At 52.6% G+C, this 18,384-nt stretch carries 10 protein-coding genes; 1 reads left to right on the top strand and 9 read right to left on the bottom strand.

Annotated elements, in window-relative coordinates:
* Positions 1 to 47: 47 nt before the first annotated feature.
* Both BMI79_RS20635 and fes read right to left on the bottom strand, forming a co-directional pair.
* Positions 48 to 254: an MbtH family protein gene (locus tag BMI79_RS20635; protein ID WP_076944034.1), complete on the bottom strand. Its 207-nt coding sequence runs from the start codon at positions 252 to 254 to the stop codon at positions 48 to 50.
* A gap of 10 nt (positions 255 to 264) precedes the next feature.
* Entirely contained in the window at positions 265 to 1,611 is a 1,347-nt protein-coding gene (gene fes / locus BMI79_RS20630) for an enterochelin esterase (RefSeq protein ID WP_076944106.1), read from the bottom strand.
* A 256-nt stretch (positions 1,612 to 1,867) separates the two neighbouring features.
* Here fes and BMI79_RS20625 point away from each other — a divergent pair, with 256 nt between their 5' ends.
* Positions 1,868 to 4,102 carry a TonB-dependent siderophore receptor gene (locus BMI79_RS20625; RefSeq protein ID WP_076944033.1) on the top strand — a complete coding sequence of 745 codons (2,235 nt, stop codon included), beginning with the start codon at positions 1,868 to 1,870 and terminating at the stop codon, positions 4,100 to 4,102.
* Between the two features lie 87 nt (positions 4,103 to 4,189).
* Here the strand turns inward: BMI79_RS20625 and BMI79_RS20620 are convergent, their stop codons facing one another.
* The 7 genes from BMI79_RS20620 to BMI79_RS20590 form a co-directional block, all read right to left on the bottom strand.
* Positions 4,190 to 4,804, bottom strand: a complete 615-nt coding sequence (locus BMI79_RS20620; protein WP_076944032.1) for a LuxR C-terminal-related transcriptional regulator — start codon at positions 4,802 to 4,804, stop codon at positions 4,190 to 4,192.
* A 200-nt stretch (positions 4,805 to 5,004) separates the two neighbouring features.
* Positions 5,005 to 5,634 carry a response regulator transcription factor gene (locus tag BMI79_RS20615; RefSeq protein WP_076944105.1) on the bottom strand — a complete coding sequence of 210 codons (630 nt, stop codon included), beginning with the start codon at positions 5,632 to 5,634 and terminating at the stop codon, positions 5,005 to 5,007.
* A gap of 233 nt (positions 5,635 to 5,867) precedes the next feature.
* Positions 5,868 to 7,781, bottom strand: a complete 1,914-nt coding sequence (locus BMI79_RS20610) for a TolC family protein (protein WP_076944031.1) — start codon at positions 7,779 to 7,781, stop codon at positions 5,868 to 5,870.
* A gap of 154 nt (positions 7,782 to 7,935) precedes the next feature.
* Positions 7,936 to 9,123 (bottom strand): HlyD family type I secretion periplasmic adaptor subunit, encoded by a 1,188-nt coding sequence (locus tag BMI79_RS20605; RefSeq protein WP_076944104.1) that lies wholly within the window; start codon positions 9,121 to 9,123, stop codon positions 7,936 to 7,938.
* Positions 9,124 to 9,417: 294 nt separating this feature from the next.
* The gene (locus tag BMI79_RS20600) at positions 9,418 to 11,667 is read right to left on the bottom strand and encodes a type I secretion system permease/ATPase (RefSeq protein ID WP_083704502.1); all 2,250 of its coding nucleotides are present in this window, start codon (positions 11,665 to 11,667) and stop codon (positions 9,418 to 9,420) included.
* Between the two features lie 392 nt (positions 11,668 to 12,059).
* Positions 12,060 to 12,995, bottom strand: coding sequence for an OmpA family protein (locus tag BMI79_RS20595; RefSeq protein WP_076944030.1), 936 nt, complete (start codon positions 12,993 to 12,995; stop codon positions 12,060 to 12,062).
* A 162-nt stretch (positions 12,996 to 13,157) separates the two neighbouring features.
* Positions 13,158 to 18,384, bottom strand: a 5,227-nt coding sequence (locus BMI79_RS20590) for an Ig-like domain-containing protein (RefSeq protein WP_125828858.1), incomplete at its 5' end; no start/stop codon positions are given.

Below are 18,384 nucleotides of genomic sequence, written 5' to 3'. Positions count from 1 at the left end.
GGTAAAAGAGAGGTTTCTGACACCGTATTCACTCCTGTTGTCGGTCATCACGCCTTACGCTGTGATGCGGGCCGCATGTCTTGCCAATGTTGTTCCAGCCAACTGACGCATTGCCCACGGGATGCCGGGCCAAAAACGCGGGCCCACCCCGCCGGGATGGCGCTGAAATCCGGCCACAGGCTGTATTGCTGCTGCTCGTTGCACAAAATAAGGCAACGCTGGTTTTCATCATCGAAAGGGTTCAGGGTTTCCATCATGAGTTCCTTATGCGTGCAGGGCGCTGGCCAGTTCGGAAGCTGCAAGGGTTGCCGGTGTCGCCCAGTGCGCCTGTAAGCCATCAAGCAGGCCACCGCGCCAGCACAGCGCGTCGTGCCCGCCTTCCACCACCCGGTATTGCACCCGATGCCCGGCAGAGCGCAGCAGATCGGCCATGCGATCGCTCACCTGGTGGATCAGCTTTTCATGCACTCCAGCCTCCATAAATACCCGCAGCTTGCCGTGCGTCCCCAACCGTTGCTGTTCCAGTTGGCGCATCAGCCAGCAGGCATCGTCAGGCTGCGTAGGCAACTGCAACATATCGCGCCGTGGCCACCAGAAAGAGCCGGACTGGCTGATCGCCGCACCAAAGCGCTCGGGCCAGCGCAGCCCAGCATACAGCGATGACAGCCCGCCAAAACTTTGCCCGGCAACCACCGTGTTAGCGGCTTCCGTGCTGTGCGCTGCCCAACAGGCCACCTGCGGCAACAATTCTTCCTGCACCGCCAGCCAGAATTCATCGTTGCAGGTCAGTTCCTGCGCGCGGTGTTTTTGGTCAATCACATCAATCAGCAGATATACCGCTTCTGGCAGCTTGCCCGTGCGGGTCAATTGCATCAGCGGATCCCAAACCGGCATCTGCTGCGCCCAGAACTGGCCATCCAGCAAAATAGCCAGTGGCCGGGTAGCGGGCTGGCTTTCACCGGTGGAATACACCCAGACGTGGCGCGAGGTGCCCAGCCGCTGGCTGTGCCAGGTATGCCGTTGCAGTTTGGCTGGAGGGGCTGGCGTGCAGCGCCCGCTGGCGATGGCGTAGCGGTCAAAATCACGCCAGGCTGGCTGTTGCGGCGCATGCGGCATATGCAAACCAGAGAGAAAGTGCCCGCTGGCATCGGCCCAGGCGCGGTAAGGGTTGAGCAGATCCGCGGTGGCATTGGCAAACACCCGCTGCCACCAGTGGCGAACGCGGTGCATGTTGGCATGGGCATCGTCGTCGCACTGCGGGAGCGGGCAATCGTCCATACAAGGGATAAAGCAGTAGCTGCCGCGCCAGTCGGCATTCAGTTCCAACTGCCAATACCAGACGTCTGATCCACAGAGCCGTTGTAGGCTCTGCGGCGGCGCAGGCTGATGATGATCGGTGAGGCAGTTGATATGGATCCAGACGCGCCGATAGGCCGAGGTAAACTCACATCCTTGCGGATCGCGCCAGAGAAACGTGACTTTCCAACGCCCACTTTCCAGCGGTTCTACCAAGGGTGTGCCGCGCCGCGCGATGTCTAGCCACCAACCGTGGCTTCCTGCATGTTGACTCGCGAGTAACCTACTGCTTTCTGGCTGTTGTTCAGTTTTCAAAACACCCACTCACTGTGTAGCTGGCATAGCCTGTCATGCCAAAACAAACGGTAAGCTGAATACTATTGATAATTATTTTCATTTGCAATAGTGTGAGAGTTCGTAAGTCGTACCGGCATTCTTCAACAGGGATGGATGCCAACCCATTGAACGGAAACCCACTGCCGGGTTCCGTTGTGACTTTGACCAACACCATAAAACGACAACCAGCCCTTCTGCCGCAGAGCAAAGAGGGTAGCCAGGTAGGAATTTCAACATGAATCACACGTTATCACGTTACTCTTTAGCCACACTCATCGGGTTAGGATTGGGCTCGTCTGCATTGGCACAGCCAGAAGAAAGCGACCAAGAAAGCGCGGCTGAAGACACCATTGTGGTCACCGCAGCCAAGCAGAATCTGCAGGCTCCCGGCGTATCCACCATTACCGCGGAAGAAATCAGAAGACGCCCACCCGCGCGTGATATCAGTGAACTGATCCGTACCATGCCGGGGGTCAACCTCACCGGTAACTCCACCAGCGGCCAGCGCGGTAACAACCGCCAGATCGATATCCGCGGTATGGGTCCGGAAAACACACTGATCCTGATCGACGGGATGCCCGCCAGCAGCCGCAACGCGGTGCGCCAAGGCTGGCGCGGCGAGCGTGACACCCGTGGCGATACCGCCTGGGTGCCGCCGGATATGATCGAGCGCATTGAAGTGCTGCGCGGCCCGGCAGCCGCCCGCTATGGCAACGGCGCAGCCGGTGGCGTGATCAACATCATCACCAAGCAAACCAGCAAAGAGCTGCACGGCACGCTGAACGGCTATTTCAACCTGCCGCAGCATAAGCAAGAAGGTGCCACCAAGCGCACTAACTTCAGCCTTTCAGGCCCGCTGAGCGATCAACTGAGCTTCCGGATGTTTGGCGGTTACAGCAAAACGCAGGCCGACGCCTGGGATATCAACCAAGGGCATCAGTCGGAACGCACCGGCAGCTATGCCAACACCCTGCCCGCAGGCCGTGAAGGGGTGATCGACAAAAATATCGATGCCCTGCTGCACTGGGAATTCGCGCGTCTGCAATCGCTGGAATTCCAATATGCCTACGGGCGCCAAGGCAACCTGTACGCCGGCGATACCCAGAACACCAATACCAACGCGCTGGTCCAGAGCAACTACGGTAAAGAAACCAACCGGATTTACCGCACCACCTATGCGCTTCACTACCGTGGTGCCTGGGACAGCGGTGTCAGCACCACCAACTACCTGCAGCTTGAGCGCACCCGCAATACCCGCTTGGCCGAAGGGTTGGCCGGGGGCACCGAAGGCATTTTCTCCAGCGACAGCTTCAATACCACCCGGCTGGATGACCTTCTGGCGCACAGTGAAATCAGCATTCCATTCGAGATGTGGGTGCCACAAACCGCCACTCTGGGAACCGAATGGAACCAGCAGCGAATGAAAGACCCCTCTTCTACCAGCCAGTCGCTGGCGGAAGGTGGCAGCATTCCAGGAGTGAATACCACTAACCGTGACCCTTACTCCTCCGCCAACATCTTCTCGCTGTTTGCCGAGAACAACGCCGAAGTGACCGACAGCACCATGCTGACACCGGGCTTACGCTTCGATCACCATTCCGAAGCCGGTGATAACTGGAGCCCCTCACTCAACCTGTCGCAGGAGTTGGGCGATAACTTTACCCTGAAAATGGGCATCGCCCGTGCCTACAAGGCACCTAACCTGTTCCAGAACAACGGCAACTACATCCTGTACAGCCGTGGGCAAGGCTGTGCGGCCAGCGCCGGAGCCTGTTATCTGATCGGTAATGACGATCTGAAGGCAGAGAACAGCGTCAATAAAGAGGTCGGGCTGGAGTTCCATCAGGAAGGCTGGCTGGCAGGTGTCACCTACTTCCGTAACGACTACCGCAACAAGATCGAGGCTGGCTATACGCCAACCGGCACCACTACCAATGGTAAAACCGATATTTACCGCTGGGAGAACGTGCCAAAAGCGGTGATCCAGGGCCTGGAAGGGACGCTGAATGTGCCGGTCAGCGAAACCGTCGCCTGGAATAACAATGCAACCTATATGATTGAGAACAAGAATAAAACTACGGGGGATTATCTGTCGATCATTCCGGAATTCACCATCAACTCAACGTTGAGCTGGCAGGCCACGCAGGATCTGTCAATGCAGAGCACCATGACCTGGTATGGTCGTCAGAAGCCGAAGAAGTACAACTATAAGGGTGAAGCGGTTAGCGGCAGCGAGAAGCGCGAAGTCAGCTTTTACGCCATCTTTGGCCTGAGCGGCACCTACGCCTTCAGCAAGAATATCAGCATCACTACGGGTATCGACAATCTGCTGGATAAACGCCAGTTCCGTGCCGGTAATGCCCAGACTACGGGGAATGCTACCACCGGAGCCTATATGTATGGCGCAGGTGCAGCAACCTATAACGAACCAGGTCGTACCTATTTTATGAGCGTGAATAGCCGATTCTAAGCGGCCATGCTTGATACAAACACAACCAGGGTGCATGACGCTGCTCCTTCCTGACTCGGGGAAGGGGCCGCCGGACCAACACCCGCCTCACGTCAGCGCATTCAGGTTAACAATGCTGTTTAGATGTTCGACATTCAGCTTACGCAGCGCATTCACTTTGTGAGCGCTGATGGTTTTCTGATTAACTGAGTATTTCTTGGATAGATAAGCGGGTTTCCGCTGTTTAATCAATCCAATAATAATCTCTCTTTCTCTCGGTGTCAGAATCAAGGTACATGACCGGATATCACTTAAAATATCTGTGGAAGTAAGAGTCCTTCTTAAATCCATCGCCATATTCGCTACCGATTGGTCAACTGAAAGACAGTATCCCTCTTTTCTGCACAAGCCTGAGATAAAATAACCGAGTGCAAAGTGATGAGGTGAGGTTAAAAAAATCATTCTGCTGGAAAAACTGGCGTCGCGTATTGCTTCTTTGATTTTTAAAATACTTTGCAAGCTAATCTCATTAAAGAGGTCGTCAGCACAGATGATATAATCTATAAAAAGGCGACTGTTCTCAAAAAAATCACCAGAGAGTATGTTGATTTTCTTTCCAGATGATAATTGCATATCGCTCAATACTGCATTTAACGCCAGACGAGTGAATGCGCATTGAGTGACGATCAAGACATTAACTGCCCTATTCGATGTAATTTTCATATCAATTCCGTTGATAATTTTTATTCAATTCCCTACAAATATATTAATAAATAAAAAACGCAAATAACATAAGAAAACAAGAAAAAGCTTGTAGGAAAAAAACTATTTTTTAATAAAATAATAAGAAAAACAAAACATATACTTATTAAAACTGATCGAGGTATTAGTTAAGCACCGAATTATTACACTTAACTATTTATTCATAGTAAATTGTTTCTTTCCACATAGCTTAGCATGTCTATCACGGATTTTACGCCAAGCTTTGCCATAATCCGGGTTTTGTAAGTGCTCACTGTTTTTTCACTGATAAAAAGCTGTTCGGCTATCTCTTTATTTTTATGACCTTTTACCAGATATCTCAAGACACTGATTTCGCGTGCGGTCAACGAACGCGTCGGCCCGGCGCTTTCACTGGAGGCCGCCATGCCCGACACATTGCTTAATACCTCTGCGGAAAAAAACAGATACCCTTTCAGAACATGTTGTACAGCAAAGAGCAACTCTTCGACATCCCTCCCCTTGCTGATGAATCCGTTAGCCTTAGCCTCAAGCGCTCGCAGCGAATAGACCGATTCATTCTTGGAAGAAAAAAAAAGCGACTTTATGTCAGGAAAGGCTACTTTGACTTTTTTCAAGAATAAAAAACAGTCATCCCCCTGCAACTCGACATCCGTAATAATCAGGTCAACATGATGCTTATTGACGATATCCAAACTGTGCTGACTACTGGTAGCAACATAGACGTTTTTAAATGCATCAGACTGCATCAAGAGTGATTTTATCGCAGCCGATATTGTAGGGGATTCATCGATAACCAATACGGAATACATACAATCCTCTCTTATAATAGCTTGGGTCAATTTTTGAGGGGCAAATCTACCAGAGAACATCAAAAATTTTTCATTTTCAGAACAAAGGAGTTAATAGATGAATGAGTATAGACACATTAAATATATACCTAAACTCATCAATGAGGTGAAAAAAGCACAGCCTTTTTCACCTCATCACTTTTGGGGAAACGTTTTCCGCTCGCCCACGTTAAGTTTAACCCTAAGGCCTGACGCTATTTATCGATCCAGCTCAACAACATCGCCGCACTGGCAATCACGTTAATATTAGCGATATAACCGTCATAGCGGTTGTTGATCGCAGATAACTGATTATTAAAATGGTCGTTCTCCGCCGTCAGCACATCCAGCAGCGTTCGTTTACCCAGGTTATACCACTGGTCATAAAACATTTGCCTGACCCGATCGGTTTCGGCTGATAAACGATCAAAATCCTCCGCCCGCATGAATGAAGAATCGCGCGTCTGCACCAGATTATTAATCTGATACTCCAAGTCACGATAGGCCACTTCATATTGTTGCTGGGCACCATTCGCTTTGGCACGGGCGGCCATCTGCTCCGCGGTTTGCGAACCGCCGCTGAACGCATTCCATTGGACATTCAGCCCGGTATACCAGCCGGTTTCATCACCGTTGATATCTTTAGCCGTATTCTTGGAAACCACCCAATTAAGCTGTGGCAACCCCGCCGACTTGATGCTGTCTGCTTCATATTCGGCAGCCTTGACCTGTGCCTGTAACTTCAACAGGTTCGGGTTCTTGGTCAGCGACGCTATCGCCATTGACGCAGGCATCACAGAATCTCGCCAAGAGATATGCTCAGGCAAATTTGGTTCAACACCCAACAGGCGCACTAGCTTGATACGGCTGGTACTGACCTGGTGCTCAATATCGTCCAGGCTGGCACGGGCGGAAAGCAGCTTGGCTTTTGCCTGGGTATACTCACTGGCACGCCCGCGATCCACGGCGGTAATCTGCGATAACATATCGGCCAGTTGCTTCATACGTTCAACATAAGCCAGCGCCACCTGACGGCTTTCCTGATAACGCCCAAGATTCATCAATTCTGATACGGTGCTGTAGGCTAATTGCTCTTTGGTGTAACTCTGCGCATTAACCGCTGCGGTAACGCCCTCTTCTGCGCTATCGATCTGATGGCTGATCTTGCCCCAGTCGTAGATAGGCGTCGTGATGGCAACCGATCCGCTGGTATCACTCGCTTTCGCGTTGTTACGCTGCAGATCGGCATTTCCGCCCTGGGTGCCTAACGGGGTTGATACCCCGACCTGAACCTGTGGCCAGCGCTGACCTTTAGTCTGATCAACATAATAACCCGCCGCCAGCACATCCGCGGCAGAAGAGCGTATTTCTGGGCTGTGCGCCAAAGCCAAGGACACCATCTGGCGCAGAAAAGCACGCGATGGACTATTACTTTTGCCTGCGAAAGCCTCGCCTGCCATATCGCTCAGGGTGCGCTTACCGCTCTCACCGCCAATTTCGCCGTTCCAACGTACCTTGTTATATGCTGGATCCGGTTGATACTGCTGTTGCACCGTCGGGAACTGGGAATCGCTGTTTCTCAGCACCGCCTGGCTGTTCCCCGTCGGCGTTTCTGTTGCAATATTCGCCTTGGTCTGCAGCTCGTTGCGGTTCACCAATAGCGGTTGACTATCATCAACGACCGGAGCCGCAGAGGTGCCGTTGCCAAGCGGGGTAAGCGGGCTCTTGCGCTCGGTGTTGCTGATGATAGGGGCTTCGGTGCTCTTAACCGCCACCGGTGGCTCAATGCGTGTGATCGCTGCGTTGGGGATAACGGGCGTAAGCCTGTGGCTATCCGGCGTAGTGCTGCCGCTGAAGATTTTGCCCGATTGCCCTCTTTCATCTTGGCTGGCAGCTACCGAAGGCTGAGCGTTCCCCGCCAGCTCGTCATTGCTAAACTGAGGGGGGGCTACCGTTCTCACCTCTGGCGCAGGGGAAACCGGGCGTTGCGGGGATGCCGAGGTGTTCGACTTATCCATCGCCGCCAAATCTTTCAGAAACTGTGGTGCCTCTTTGGAGGCTGCCGAACTCTGCCCGGTGCTTTGTGATTCATCTTCCGCCGCTGGCTGTTCAGTATGGAATAGCTTCATATATTCCTCCTGCGTCAGCATCGGCGGTAATGCGTTAACACCCTGTTCGCCCAAAGCTGGTGGTATCACCGCCACTGTCGAAAAAGGTAAACAGATAGCTATTGCCATGGCCACATTTAACCGACGAAACTCCCTGTACTTATGCGCCATTAGCTTATCTCTCCCTGAACGCTTCACGTGCTTTTAATACCGGTTTCAATATGTAAGACAGGATGGTTTTTTCTCCTGTTCTAATCTCGACGTTAGCCACCATGCCGGGAATGATCGGGAAGGTTTTATCCTTCACATGAAGCGCAGCCTGGTTAGTACGTACATACACACGGTAATAGGTTGAGTCACCGCGGCCGGAGCGGGCTTTCTCTTCATCAACCAAGGTGTCCGAACTCAAATGCTCTACCACCCCGGTCAATCCACCGTAAATGGCATAGTCATAAGCGGTGATTTTGACCGTAGCGGGCAAACCAGGGTGAATAAACGCCACATCTGCCGGTTTAATCTTTGCTTCAACCAGCAAGTTATCTTCCAGCGGAATGATCGTCATAATCTCTGCCCCCTGCTGGATTACCCCCCCTCGCGTCGTGGTGCGGATGTTATTCACCGTTCCGCGTACCGGGGCCACAATAGTGGTGCGCTGCATCACATCCTGGCGGCCCCGCAAGATCTCTTCCGCCTGAGCCAACTCTGATTCCATCTTGTTGAGTTCACTGTTGGCATCAGAACGGAAACGGTTGGTACGTTCAGCAATCTGCAGTTGGAACTCATTGGCCTGCCGACGCAGACGCAGAATTTCTACATCGGAAACCAGCCCTTTCTTTGCCAGTGGCGCGGAGAGCTGCACTTCATTTTCCGCCAGCGACAGGCTTTTCTTTAACGCGTCAACGCTCTCATTCAAGGTTCTCAACTGGGCGTTATAGGCCTGGGTTTCATCATTCACCAGGCTTTGAACCGCCATGACCTCCGGCGGAAACACCAACGGAGTCCCATAAGATTGGGCACGCAAACGCGCTATCGTGGCCTTAAGCCCCAGCACTTTCGACAATGATTCGCCATAGCTGGCACCCGCGCGCGTCGGATCCATTTTCAGCAACACCTGCCCTTTTTCGACGATATCGCCTTCACGCACGTTCAATTCTTCCAAGATCCCGCCTTCCAGGCTCTGGATCACCTGTTCACGGCTGGCAGGAATAATCTTTCCGTCGCCCCGGGTAATTTCCTCCACGCGGGCGAAGTGTGCCCATACCAATGCCACGCCGACCACCAGTGCGATGATATACAGCATGATCATGCTGAACGGCGTCTTTTGCGAAATTAGCGCGGCCTGCAGATCATTCATAAACCGCATGTCTTCAGGATCTATTTTCCCGCTGTGTTGATTACCTTTGTTATCGTTATTTTTTTTCTTAAGTTCAGTTCTGTCTGCCGCACTCACGGTAATTTTCTTTGCCTCAGCTTCTTTTACTTTTACACCATTTTTATTGCTTATCTCAGCATCATCAGAGGTGGCTAATGTAAAGTCATCCTTGTTCATTCGTTGTTCCTTGTTGGCATCTCCCCATCGTTTTCCAAAATGGAAAACCTGAGCTACCTGTAGCTCGGGAGCGATGGGGCATTGCTGATTGTTGCCGTCTGATTGAGATTAATGTGGTTGATTCTGCTGAGTGATTTTCTGGCCATTCTTTTGACCGTTGGCGCTCAGCATGGCAATGACCTGATCTTTCGGGCCATCGGCCATTACGTGCCCATCATCCAGCACGATCAGACGATCAAAAATATTCAGCACTGACATGCGGTGCGTCACAATGACCAACGTTTGTCCTTCGATGGCTTTTTGCAGTTGGCGAATGAACAGGGTTTCCGTCATCGCATCCATGGAACTGGTGGGTTCATCCATCAGCAACACCTTCGGCCGCAGTAACAGGCAACGCGCCAATGCAACCAGCTGTTTCTGCCCGCCGGACAGTGCGTTACCCATTTCCCCGACCGGCATGTCGTAACCCAGTGGATGCTTGGCCGCGATACGATCCAGGCCGGTCATTTGGGCAACGCGCAGGAACTCCTCGGTGCTGGCTCCTGGGTTGCCAATCGTCACGTTGAAACGCAAGGTGCCGCTAAACAGCCGACAATCCTGGCCAACATACCCCACCGCGGCTCGCCAATCGGCAGGATCGACCTGTGTTGCATCAACACCATCAATTGAGATCTGGCCACTGCGTTGCTGATAAATACGCGCCATTACGCGCAACAGCGTCGACTTTCCGCTGCCGATACTGCCGATAATCGCCACGCGCTCGCCCGCTTTGATGGTGATATTAATGTTATCCAGAATCGGCGGTGGCACCATCATGCCAGGCACCGCATAAGCAAAGGCCACTTTCTTCAGGCTCAGGTTGCCATCAAATTTCGGCGTTGGCAGGTAGTTAATCGCCGGATCGCGCTCCGTCGGTAACTCCATCAGCTGATTCAGTGACTTCAGCGCCGTTTTGGCATGCTGGTAGCGTAATGCCAGCCCAACCACCGCCGCCAGTGGGGCCAGTGAACGCCCAGACAGGATAACTACCCCAATCATCGAGCCCATGGTAAGTTCACCCGCATGGATCAGATAAACACCAAACACCACAATCACCACGGTGCACACCTGCTGCATAAAGGTGACAAAGTTTGAAGTCAGTGCAGAAAGGTAACGGGTTTTCATAGAGGAAGCGGCTGCCAGGGCGCTGATATCATCCCAGCGCTTTTGCATTACCCCTTCCCCTCGCGCTGCTTTTAGCGCTTCCATTCCTTCAATCGATTCGATCAACATCCCCTGTTTCTGCGAGATCTCACGGATGTTTTCACCCATATAACGGCTTAACGGCCATTGGATGATGACGCTGACCAGCAAAATAATCGGCACTGCCGCCAGCGGCACAATCGCCAGTTGCCCGCCAATCAGGTAGATGACGAACATAAACAAAACGCAGAAGGGCAGGTCTGACAGCGTCGACAGGGTGGCAGAGGTAGCAAAATCACGCACTGCCTCAAAATCACGCAGTTGGTTGGCAAAGGTCCCTGTCGATTGTGGCTTGCTCTCCATACGCATCGCCATGACTTGGCGAAACAGTTTCGCTCCCACAATCAAGTCGGCCTTTTTGCCCGCGACATCAATTAAATAAGTACGAACCTGTCTGGAGGTGAATTCGAACACAATGGCAACCAGCACCCCTATCGCCAGTGACCATAAGGTGACGTAGGCCTGTGTTGGGATGACGCGATCGTAAACGTTCATCGTGAAGAACGTGCTGGCCAGCGTCAGTACGTTAGCCAATAATGCCGCCGTTGCCGCACTGTAAAAATAGTGCCGATAACGCCACAGCGTAGAGAACAACCAATGTCCTTCACGGTTGGCTTCCGGCAGAATTTCATCGTCCAGGCGGGCGTCCAGCTTGGGCTTAGGATTCGCCACCATGGCATAACCATTGGCCGACAATTCCGCTTCCTTAAGGCTGATGGTGCCACCGCTTTCAGGTACTACAACCTGATACCAGTAGCTTCCGCGCTTACCGGTACGCGCGGCGACAATGCAGTAGCTGCCGTCACTGCGAGCAACCACCAAAGGGAATAAATAAGAGGAGATTTTGGCCAGATCGCGTCTGATCCAACCGGCAGCAATACCGACCTGATCCAACATACGCAGCGCTAATTCAGGTTCCAATTTATCGCCACGCGGTAATCCTGCGTACAATACTTCTTTACTAGCCTGCTTATTGTAGTGTTTGCACAACCATTCAACGGCCCAAAGCAATGAATCCCTGCCATGGTCTTCTATATTGTCAAACTCCTGCGACCGAATCGCCGGGGACTCGGGAATCTCCGGTGACTCCGAAGACACCGACAATTGTTCACTCATAATCTTTCCCTGGTTTTACTTAAAAACTGTGATCTAGCATCCAAGCTAAACATTAGATATATCTTAACACAGAGAATATATTGACCACTGCAAGAAAGAACGTAAGTGTCTACTTAAAATACAACCAAAACAAATAAGAAAATGCCTAGGAAAGCCTTTTTGTGTAACCAATGGAAACAAAGGGTTAAATTAATCAATCTGGCGGACGGGAGTATTTAGATATGTTTTTTTAAAGCACATAAAAGATATAATAAAAAGAGAAATCGAGAAAAATCTTAATAGTTAAGGATTATCTTTATTTATTCCATCAATAACACTTAAAAAATAAAAGGGCTACTTTATTTCTATTATAGCCCTTTGTTTAATAATGCTAAATCAGAGTTGAATGATTATCACCTGACAATAACATCCACACGACGGCTGTTAACATTGCACCCCGCCTCCTGATGATTCGCCTTGGCAATACAACCCTCAGCACTTTGCGCCACGCCCATACCACTGGTGTTAGAAATTAAATCCGCGCTAACGCCAGCATTAATCAAAGCCTCACGAATCGTGTTAGCTCTGGCCTGTGACAAGCGCTGATTTGACTCTGGTTTACCGATAGCATCGGTATAACCCACCAGTTGAATCTCAGCAACGCTATTTCCTTGTTTAAGGAACGCAATCACGTTATCCAATTTAGCCAGTGAGGACGGCAAAATAGAACCGTAGTTACTCTTGCCAAAACGGAACTGTACGCTTTCCTGAATCAGCACTGCACCACCACCGTTAACATACTCGCAAGGCTTAACTTGTGAGGCACGGTTGATAATGCGCGTTTGCTTATTCATAGACTTCAAGTCGGACTCTGCTGTCGCCCTTTCCACCAAAGCGGTTGTGCTGCCACTCGCCCCTGGATTGACCTGCAAGAAGTAGGTCTCAGAACCATTAACCTTGATCTGATGTTCTGGATTCTGTTTTCCCTTATACAGCGGCTGATCCTGGAAGTAAGATTCAATCGCGTGCGCCCCAGGTGCGACACAAAACACGGTAAACTCACCCGGCAACAATGCCGATTGCAACTCACTATCCACATTGATAGTGGCTGGTTGATTACCTTGTGGATAATAAAAGACAACCTGAGCCAACTCAGGTACGACTTTCGCCACAGGGCGATAAGCATTTGCAGCACTTGTGCTAACAGTGCCTGTTTCGGCCCCTGACAATATACCCTGGTTTTGATTGTTATATGTCGACTCAGCAAGTGCGGAAAAAGAGAACACTCCCGCAGCTAACGTTAATACAGCAATATTGGCGTAGTTAAATCTATTACGAACAGCTTTCATTATATGCTCCAGGCTCGCCTGATATATTCATCCATAAACGGCGACAATTTTATAAGATCGGTTACTCCTCCCGCAGGAGGGAATAGCCAAAAAGTGTTTATCCGATAATAAGATAACGACAAATAGAACCCGCAGTTTTTACACTGCGGGTTCCGTTACCGGTTAAACAATGATTTGGTTATTCTGCAATAACGTTTCCAGATCGGTATGCACATTTGCCAACGTCACGACGTTGGTAAAGGCATACTGCCCACCCTGACCATCACGGTCGATGCTGATCACCGTGTCGTTGCCAGATGTCTCCACTTTCAGGTACTTGAGAATACCCTGAGAAGAGTAGTCCAACTCCATCTTGCCATCATCCTGGAAGAAGGAGATCGGGCCGTTGTAATCCAGCAGATCGCTCAGGTCGAGCAGATCGGCGTCACCGTTAGCCACCACGTTGCCAACCTTGAAGCCATGGACCGTGTCGTGACCGTTACCACCCGTCCCGTCATTCTCCAAGCCCGCCAACACCTTATACATCAGGGTGTCGTTACCACCGTTAGTCAGGAAGAACGTATCATTGCCCCCACGGCCTTCAAACAGGTTGTTTGCCGAGTTATCGGTGAAAGAGTCGTCCTGGTTGCTACCGATCAGACCTTCGATACTGTTCAACGTGTCGTTACCCTGACCCGTTGCGCTCTTCGTCATCAGGTTAGCTGTGATCGCGCTTGATGAACGGCTGTAATCGACAATGTCCATCCCTGCCGTCGCACTCCAGACCGACTGGCCGCTCACCACCTGGTTCCAACCGCCACCACCGGTGTAGGTATCGTCACCTGCAGAACTGAAGAAGGTGTCGTTATACCCGGTGCCGGTAATACCGCTAGGCCCAGTGGTATTGTTGGCATCATTGGTGTTCTCCGCCGTCAGTACATAGGCATCGTGCGCCTTGCCGGTGGTCAACCCACCCCAGCTTTCATTCACCGTGGTGTTAATGTTGCCACCCTGCTCACCGGCAACTGCCCCCACGTGGTTGGCCGCACCGTTGGTGATGCGCAGCAGCTGTACCGAGTACACTTCGTCCGGGTTCAACCCGAAGAAGCTCACCAGGCCCATGCTGTTGCTGGAGCCGGACGCCTGCGGGTTAATCAACTGCGTCGCCACCAGGTTACCGTGCGAGTCATACAGCTTGACGGTGTTGCTGTAGAAGGTATTGATGCCGTTGCCGTCAACAATACGGATCTGCAGGCTGGTACCGTCCGCCGCGATGTTGGTGTTCTTCACCAACAGCGTTGGCGCAGCAGCATCGCCAGACACCACTGCAGCGTCAGCACCGGAGCGGTACAGCACCAGGTCCATCGAGCCATCCCAGTCGTAATCCAGCGCTACCGCCCCCGTCAGGTTGCTATAGGTCTGGCTGGTCAGGTTGACCGCATTGGCACCCCACACGTTGTTACCCTGGTTCTGGTACAACACCGGGCTGCCAGTCACACCGGAACGCGGCACTTCAATGATGTCCATCTTGCCATCGTGGTTCCAGTCCACTGCCAGCGAGGTGCCGCCATCCAGACTGTCACCGAACCACAGCGCCTGGGCATCGGTCGCCATCAGCTTGCCGGTACCGTCGTTCAGGTAGATACGGCTTTCATCGCTGTTTGCCGCCGCCTTCGAACCGCGGCTCAGGAACAGATCCAGCCAACCATCGCCATTGTAATCGGCATAGGTCATCGAGATCGACAGGTTACCGTTATCCACATGGCCATCGTTACGGAACACGTTGGCGTAATACCCTACCTGGCCAAAATTGGTCGAGGTGGTGCCGTTGGTCTGGTTATACAGGATCCCCAGTCCACGAGAAGTATTGCCTATTGCGGTCGTGCCGTTGTAGTCGATGTGCGCGGTGATATCCACCGTACCGTTATTGTCGATATCGACCGCTCCCACTTCGTGCAACACGCTCAGGTCGGCAGGAATCGCCCCACCCGGATGACCGTTTGGAGCAGCGGTTCCGTTCGCCAACGTGCCTTTCTCATAGGTCAGCGTCCCATTCACGTTCTTGATGAACGAAATGGAGTCTGCTTCTGAGTCAGCCAGCACGAAATCGAGGTAACCATCCCCCTGACGGTCATAGGCTATCGCCCCACCCAGGTGATTCAGGGTCCCCTGATCCAGGGCCTGAGCCGTATAGCTGCCGTCTGCATTCAGCATCCAGTAAGCCGTACGCCCACCATTACCATAAGAGCTGACCTGCGACATCACATCGGTCAAACCATCACGGTTGATATCCGCAAAGGTAGCCGAGTTGATAAAGCGGCCATAAGAGCCTTCGGTCACATTCGATGGCTGTGCCAGATAGGTCGAAGTGTAATCCTCCTGCGACGTCATGTTGTAGACACGGCCAGCGTTAGCCGTCGCCGTTCCCGTGGTGCCACGCACGCTCTGGAAGAACGACCACAAACCGTCAGCGCCAATGGTCACCGCCGCAGCGTTCAGGCCAAGGCCTTCCGAATCAGTCGTGCCGCCCCACTTCTGCTCAATCAACGTACTGCCACCACCCTCGGTAACCCCGATGCTGGTAGAAGTACTCATAGCAGAACGGTTACCCGCGTCATCCCACACCATAAAGGCGATGTTATGCGCGCCGGATGGCAATGTGGTGCTCAAGCTCCACGTACCGTCCGCGTTAGCCTTGGCAAAGCCGATAACCTGATCCAGACCTTCCTGGTAGGTACCATTACGGTTTACGTCACTCACCAGCGACACAATCGCTCCGGCTTCAACCTTGCCATACTGGCTGCTGTTGAAGACAAACGTGGTGGCGTTATCCACAATCTGCGGCACGTTTGGTGCACCGAGAATACTGTCCGGTGCTTCCAGATCGATCACCACCCGGTAATTGCTGGCAAAGTTAGTGTTGGTGCCCACGTTACCGGCAGAATCAATCACCCGCAGTTGATAATCTACCGTGGTGCTCTGCGTAGCCGCATCCAACGCGTAGTTCCACTGGCTTTCGCCCTGAGACAGCAGCGTTTTCCAGGTAGTCCCATTATTCAGCGAGATCTGCAGATACTGATTAGCCTGCAGCGCAGCACTCAGGTTACCGTTCAACGTTACGGTACGGTCACGGGTGACCATATCGCTGTTGGTTTGCGTTGCACTGTGGCTGAACAGATCGCCACTCACCAGACCATTACTGGTATCGGTCGTGATACTCGTGGTAGTGCTGAGACCATTCAGGTTCGGCCCACTGGTCACGATAGTCAGTGCATGCGAATCGGTGCTGCCGATATTGCCTGCTTGATCGACCACCCGCGCGTCGATAGTGTAATTGCCGGAGCTCAGCGCTTTATTTTGCAGATCCACGGTCCAGTTGCTGGCGGTAGTGCTAGCCGCTCTGGTCCAGGTCTGGCCACCATCCACACTGACTTCGACCCACTCATCGGCCTGCAACGCCTTGTTCAGTGAACCGTTAATCAACAGCGTGTTATCGCTGGTATTAAAGTCAGTATCGCTAACCCCCAGGTCATCACTGATTGATGTGATCGTGATAGCCGCATCCGAGATAGCCGTGTCAACAATGATGGTCCATGGTGCACTGGCTGCCCCCGTGTTACCCGCCTTGTCGGTAGCAACCGCAACCAGCGTGTAGCTGCCGTCGGTTAACGCCTTGTCATCGGTCAGTACCAACACCCACTCGCCATTGTTGCTAGCCAGCGCCGTCCCCAACAGAACACGGTTTGACGCATCGATCTGATTGTAAATCTGAACGGTGCTGTTGGCTTCCGCCGTACCTTTGATCTCAGGCGTCGTGTCGTTTGTCGCATGACCGCTGCTCACGGTACCAAGTACTGGCAGGGTGTTATCCACCACGTCAGTAATACTCGGTGCCACAGGTGCCCTTGTATCAATGTCCAAGCTGAAGTTAACAGGCGTTAACGGATTACCTGAAGCATCAGTACCACTGACCACAAAGTTATGGACACCTTCGCTCAGCGCCGTCTGCGGCTCTATGCTCCAATTACCAGAGGTATCAACCTTCACGCTACCCAGAACCGTATTGTTACCATCTTTGACGGTAACAATGCTGCCTGCCGTCGCGGTACCGACAAACTTTGGTGTGCTGTCGTTAGTCACATCACCATTGTTCAACAGACGTGAACCACTATCAGGTTCAGCGTTATCGATCACCTGCAGCAGTTTCAGATCGCCTGGCTTCGTATCGACAGTGATAGCAATGCCATCAACTCTGCCGCTGCTGTTGCCTGCTTTATCCGTCACTTCCGTAGCGAACTGGTAATTACCATCCTGCAACTCTGTCGTTGGCGTATAGTCCCAGCTACCGTCTGTATTGGTGACCGTCACGCTGCCAATCGCATCGCCATTGGCATAGATAGTGACCGTGCTGCCAGTTTCCGCATTGCCTTTGAAGGTTGGCGTGTTGTCATCACTCACGTCGCCGTTGGCCAATGACCCCTTTACAGCACCTGCATCATCGTTGACGGTCAGGCCTGATACCGAGTTTGGTGGCGTAGCGTCGATAGTGATCGTCTGAGAGCCACTGTGTGCACTCTCTTGACCAGCACTGTTGGTCCCCGTCACGCTGAGGTTGTAAGCACCATCCGGCAGTTTAGTCGCTGGCGTAAAGCTCCAGTTACCGCCCGGGCCGGCCGTAGTCGTGCCAATCACGTCATTACCATTATAAATGGTAATGGTATCACCTTCAGCGACAGGCGAAGTCCCGCTCAACGTCGGCGTACTGTCCTTCGTCAAGGCACCGTCTGCCAGAGTGATTCGAGTCGCCCCACTGTCATCGACAATGCTGCCGATAGTCGGTGCACCCGGAGTCAACGACATGGTGACGCTATAGCTACTGTCCGGCTTGGCGGTGTTACCCACTTTGTCGGTTTCGACTACGGTCAGTTTGTTCAAGCCGTCGTAGAGTGAACCGGTTGGTGTCAACTCCCATGTACCATCTTCGCCCACGGTTGTCGTGCCGAGCACTTTCGTCTGGCCATCGGCGTCAGTGGTGGAAACCGTAATGGTATCCCCAACCTCTGCCCCGGTTCCTTTAATCACCGGCTTACGATCGTCCAGAATACCTCCCTGGTTAACCGACCCGGTCACGCTACCCACGTTATCCGTCACGCCGGTGATCGCCACCAGGCTGGCATCCGGGGCCGTAAAGTCCAGCGTCAGGGTAAAGGTGTTCGACGGCTCGCTGACGTTGCCCGCCTGGTCCACCGCCGTCACCGTAAAGCGGTGCTCGCCTTCCGCCAATTTATCGGCCGGCGTAAAGCGCCACTGGCCCAACTCGTTGGTCTGCGCCGAGCCCAGCAACCCGTTCTGGTCGGAGACCATCACCAGGCTGTTGGCTTCTGCACGGCCTGACAGCGTTGGCGTCGGA

Source organism: Serratia oryzae (genome assembly GCF_001976145.1).
GTDB classification, from domain to species: domain Bacteria; phylum Pseudomonadota; class Gammaproteobacteria; order Enterobacterales; family Enterobacteriaceae; genus Chania; species Chania oryzae.
The sequence above is the reverse complement of the archived record's forward strand: the minus strand, read 5'-3'. Positions and strand labels throughout refer to the sequence as shown.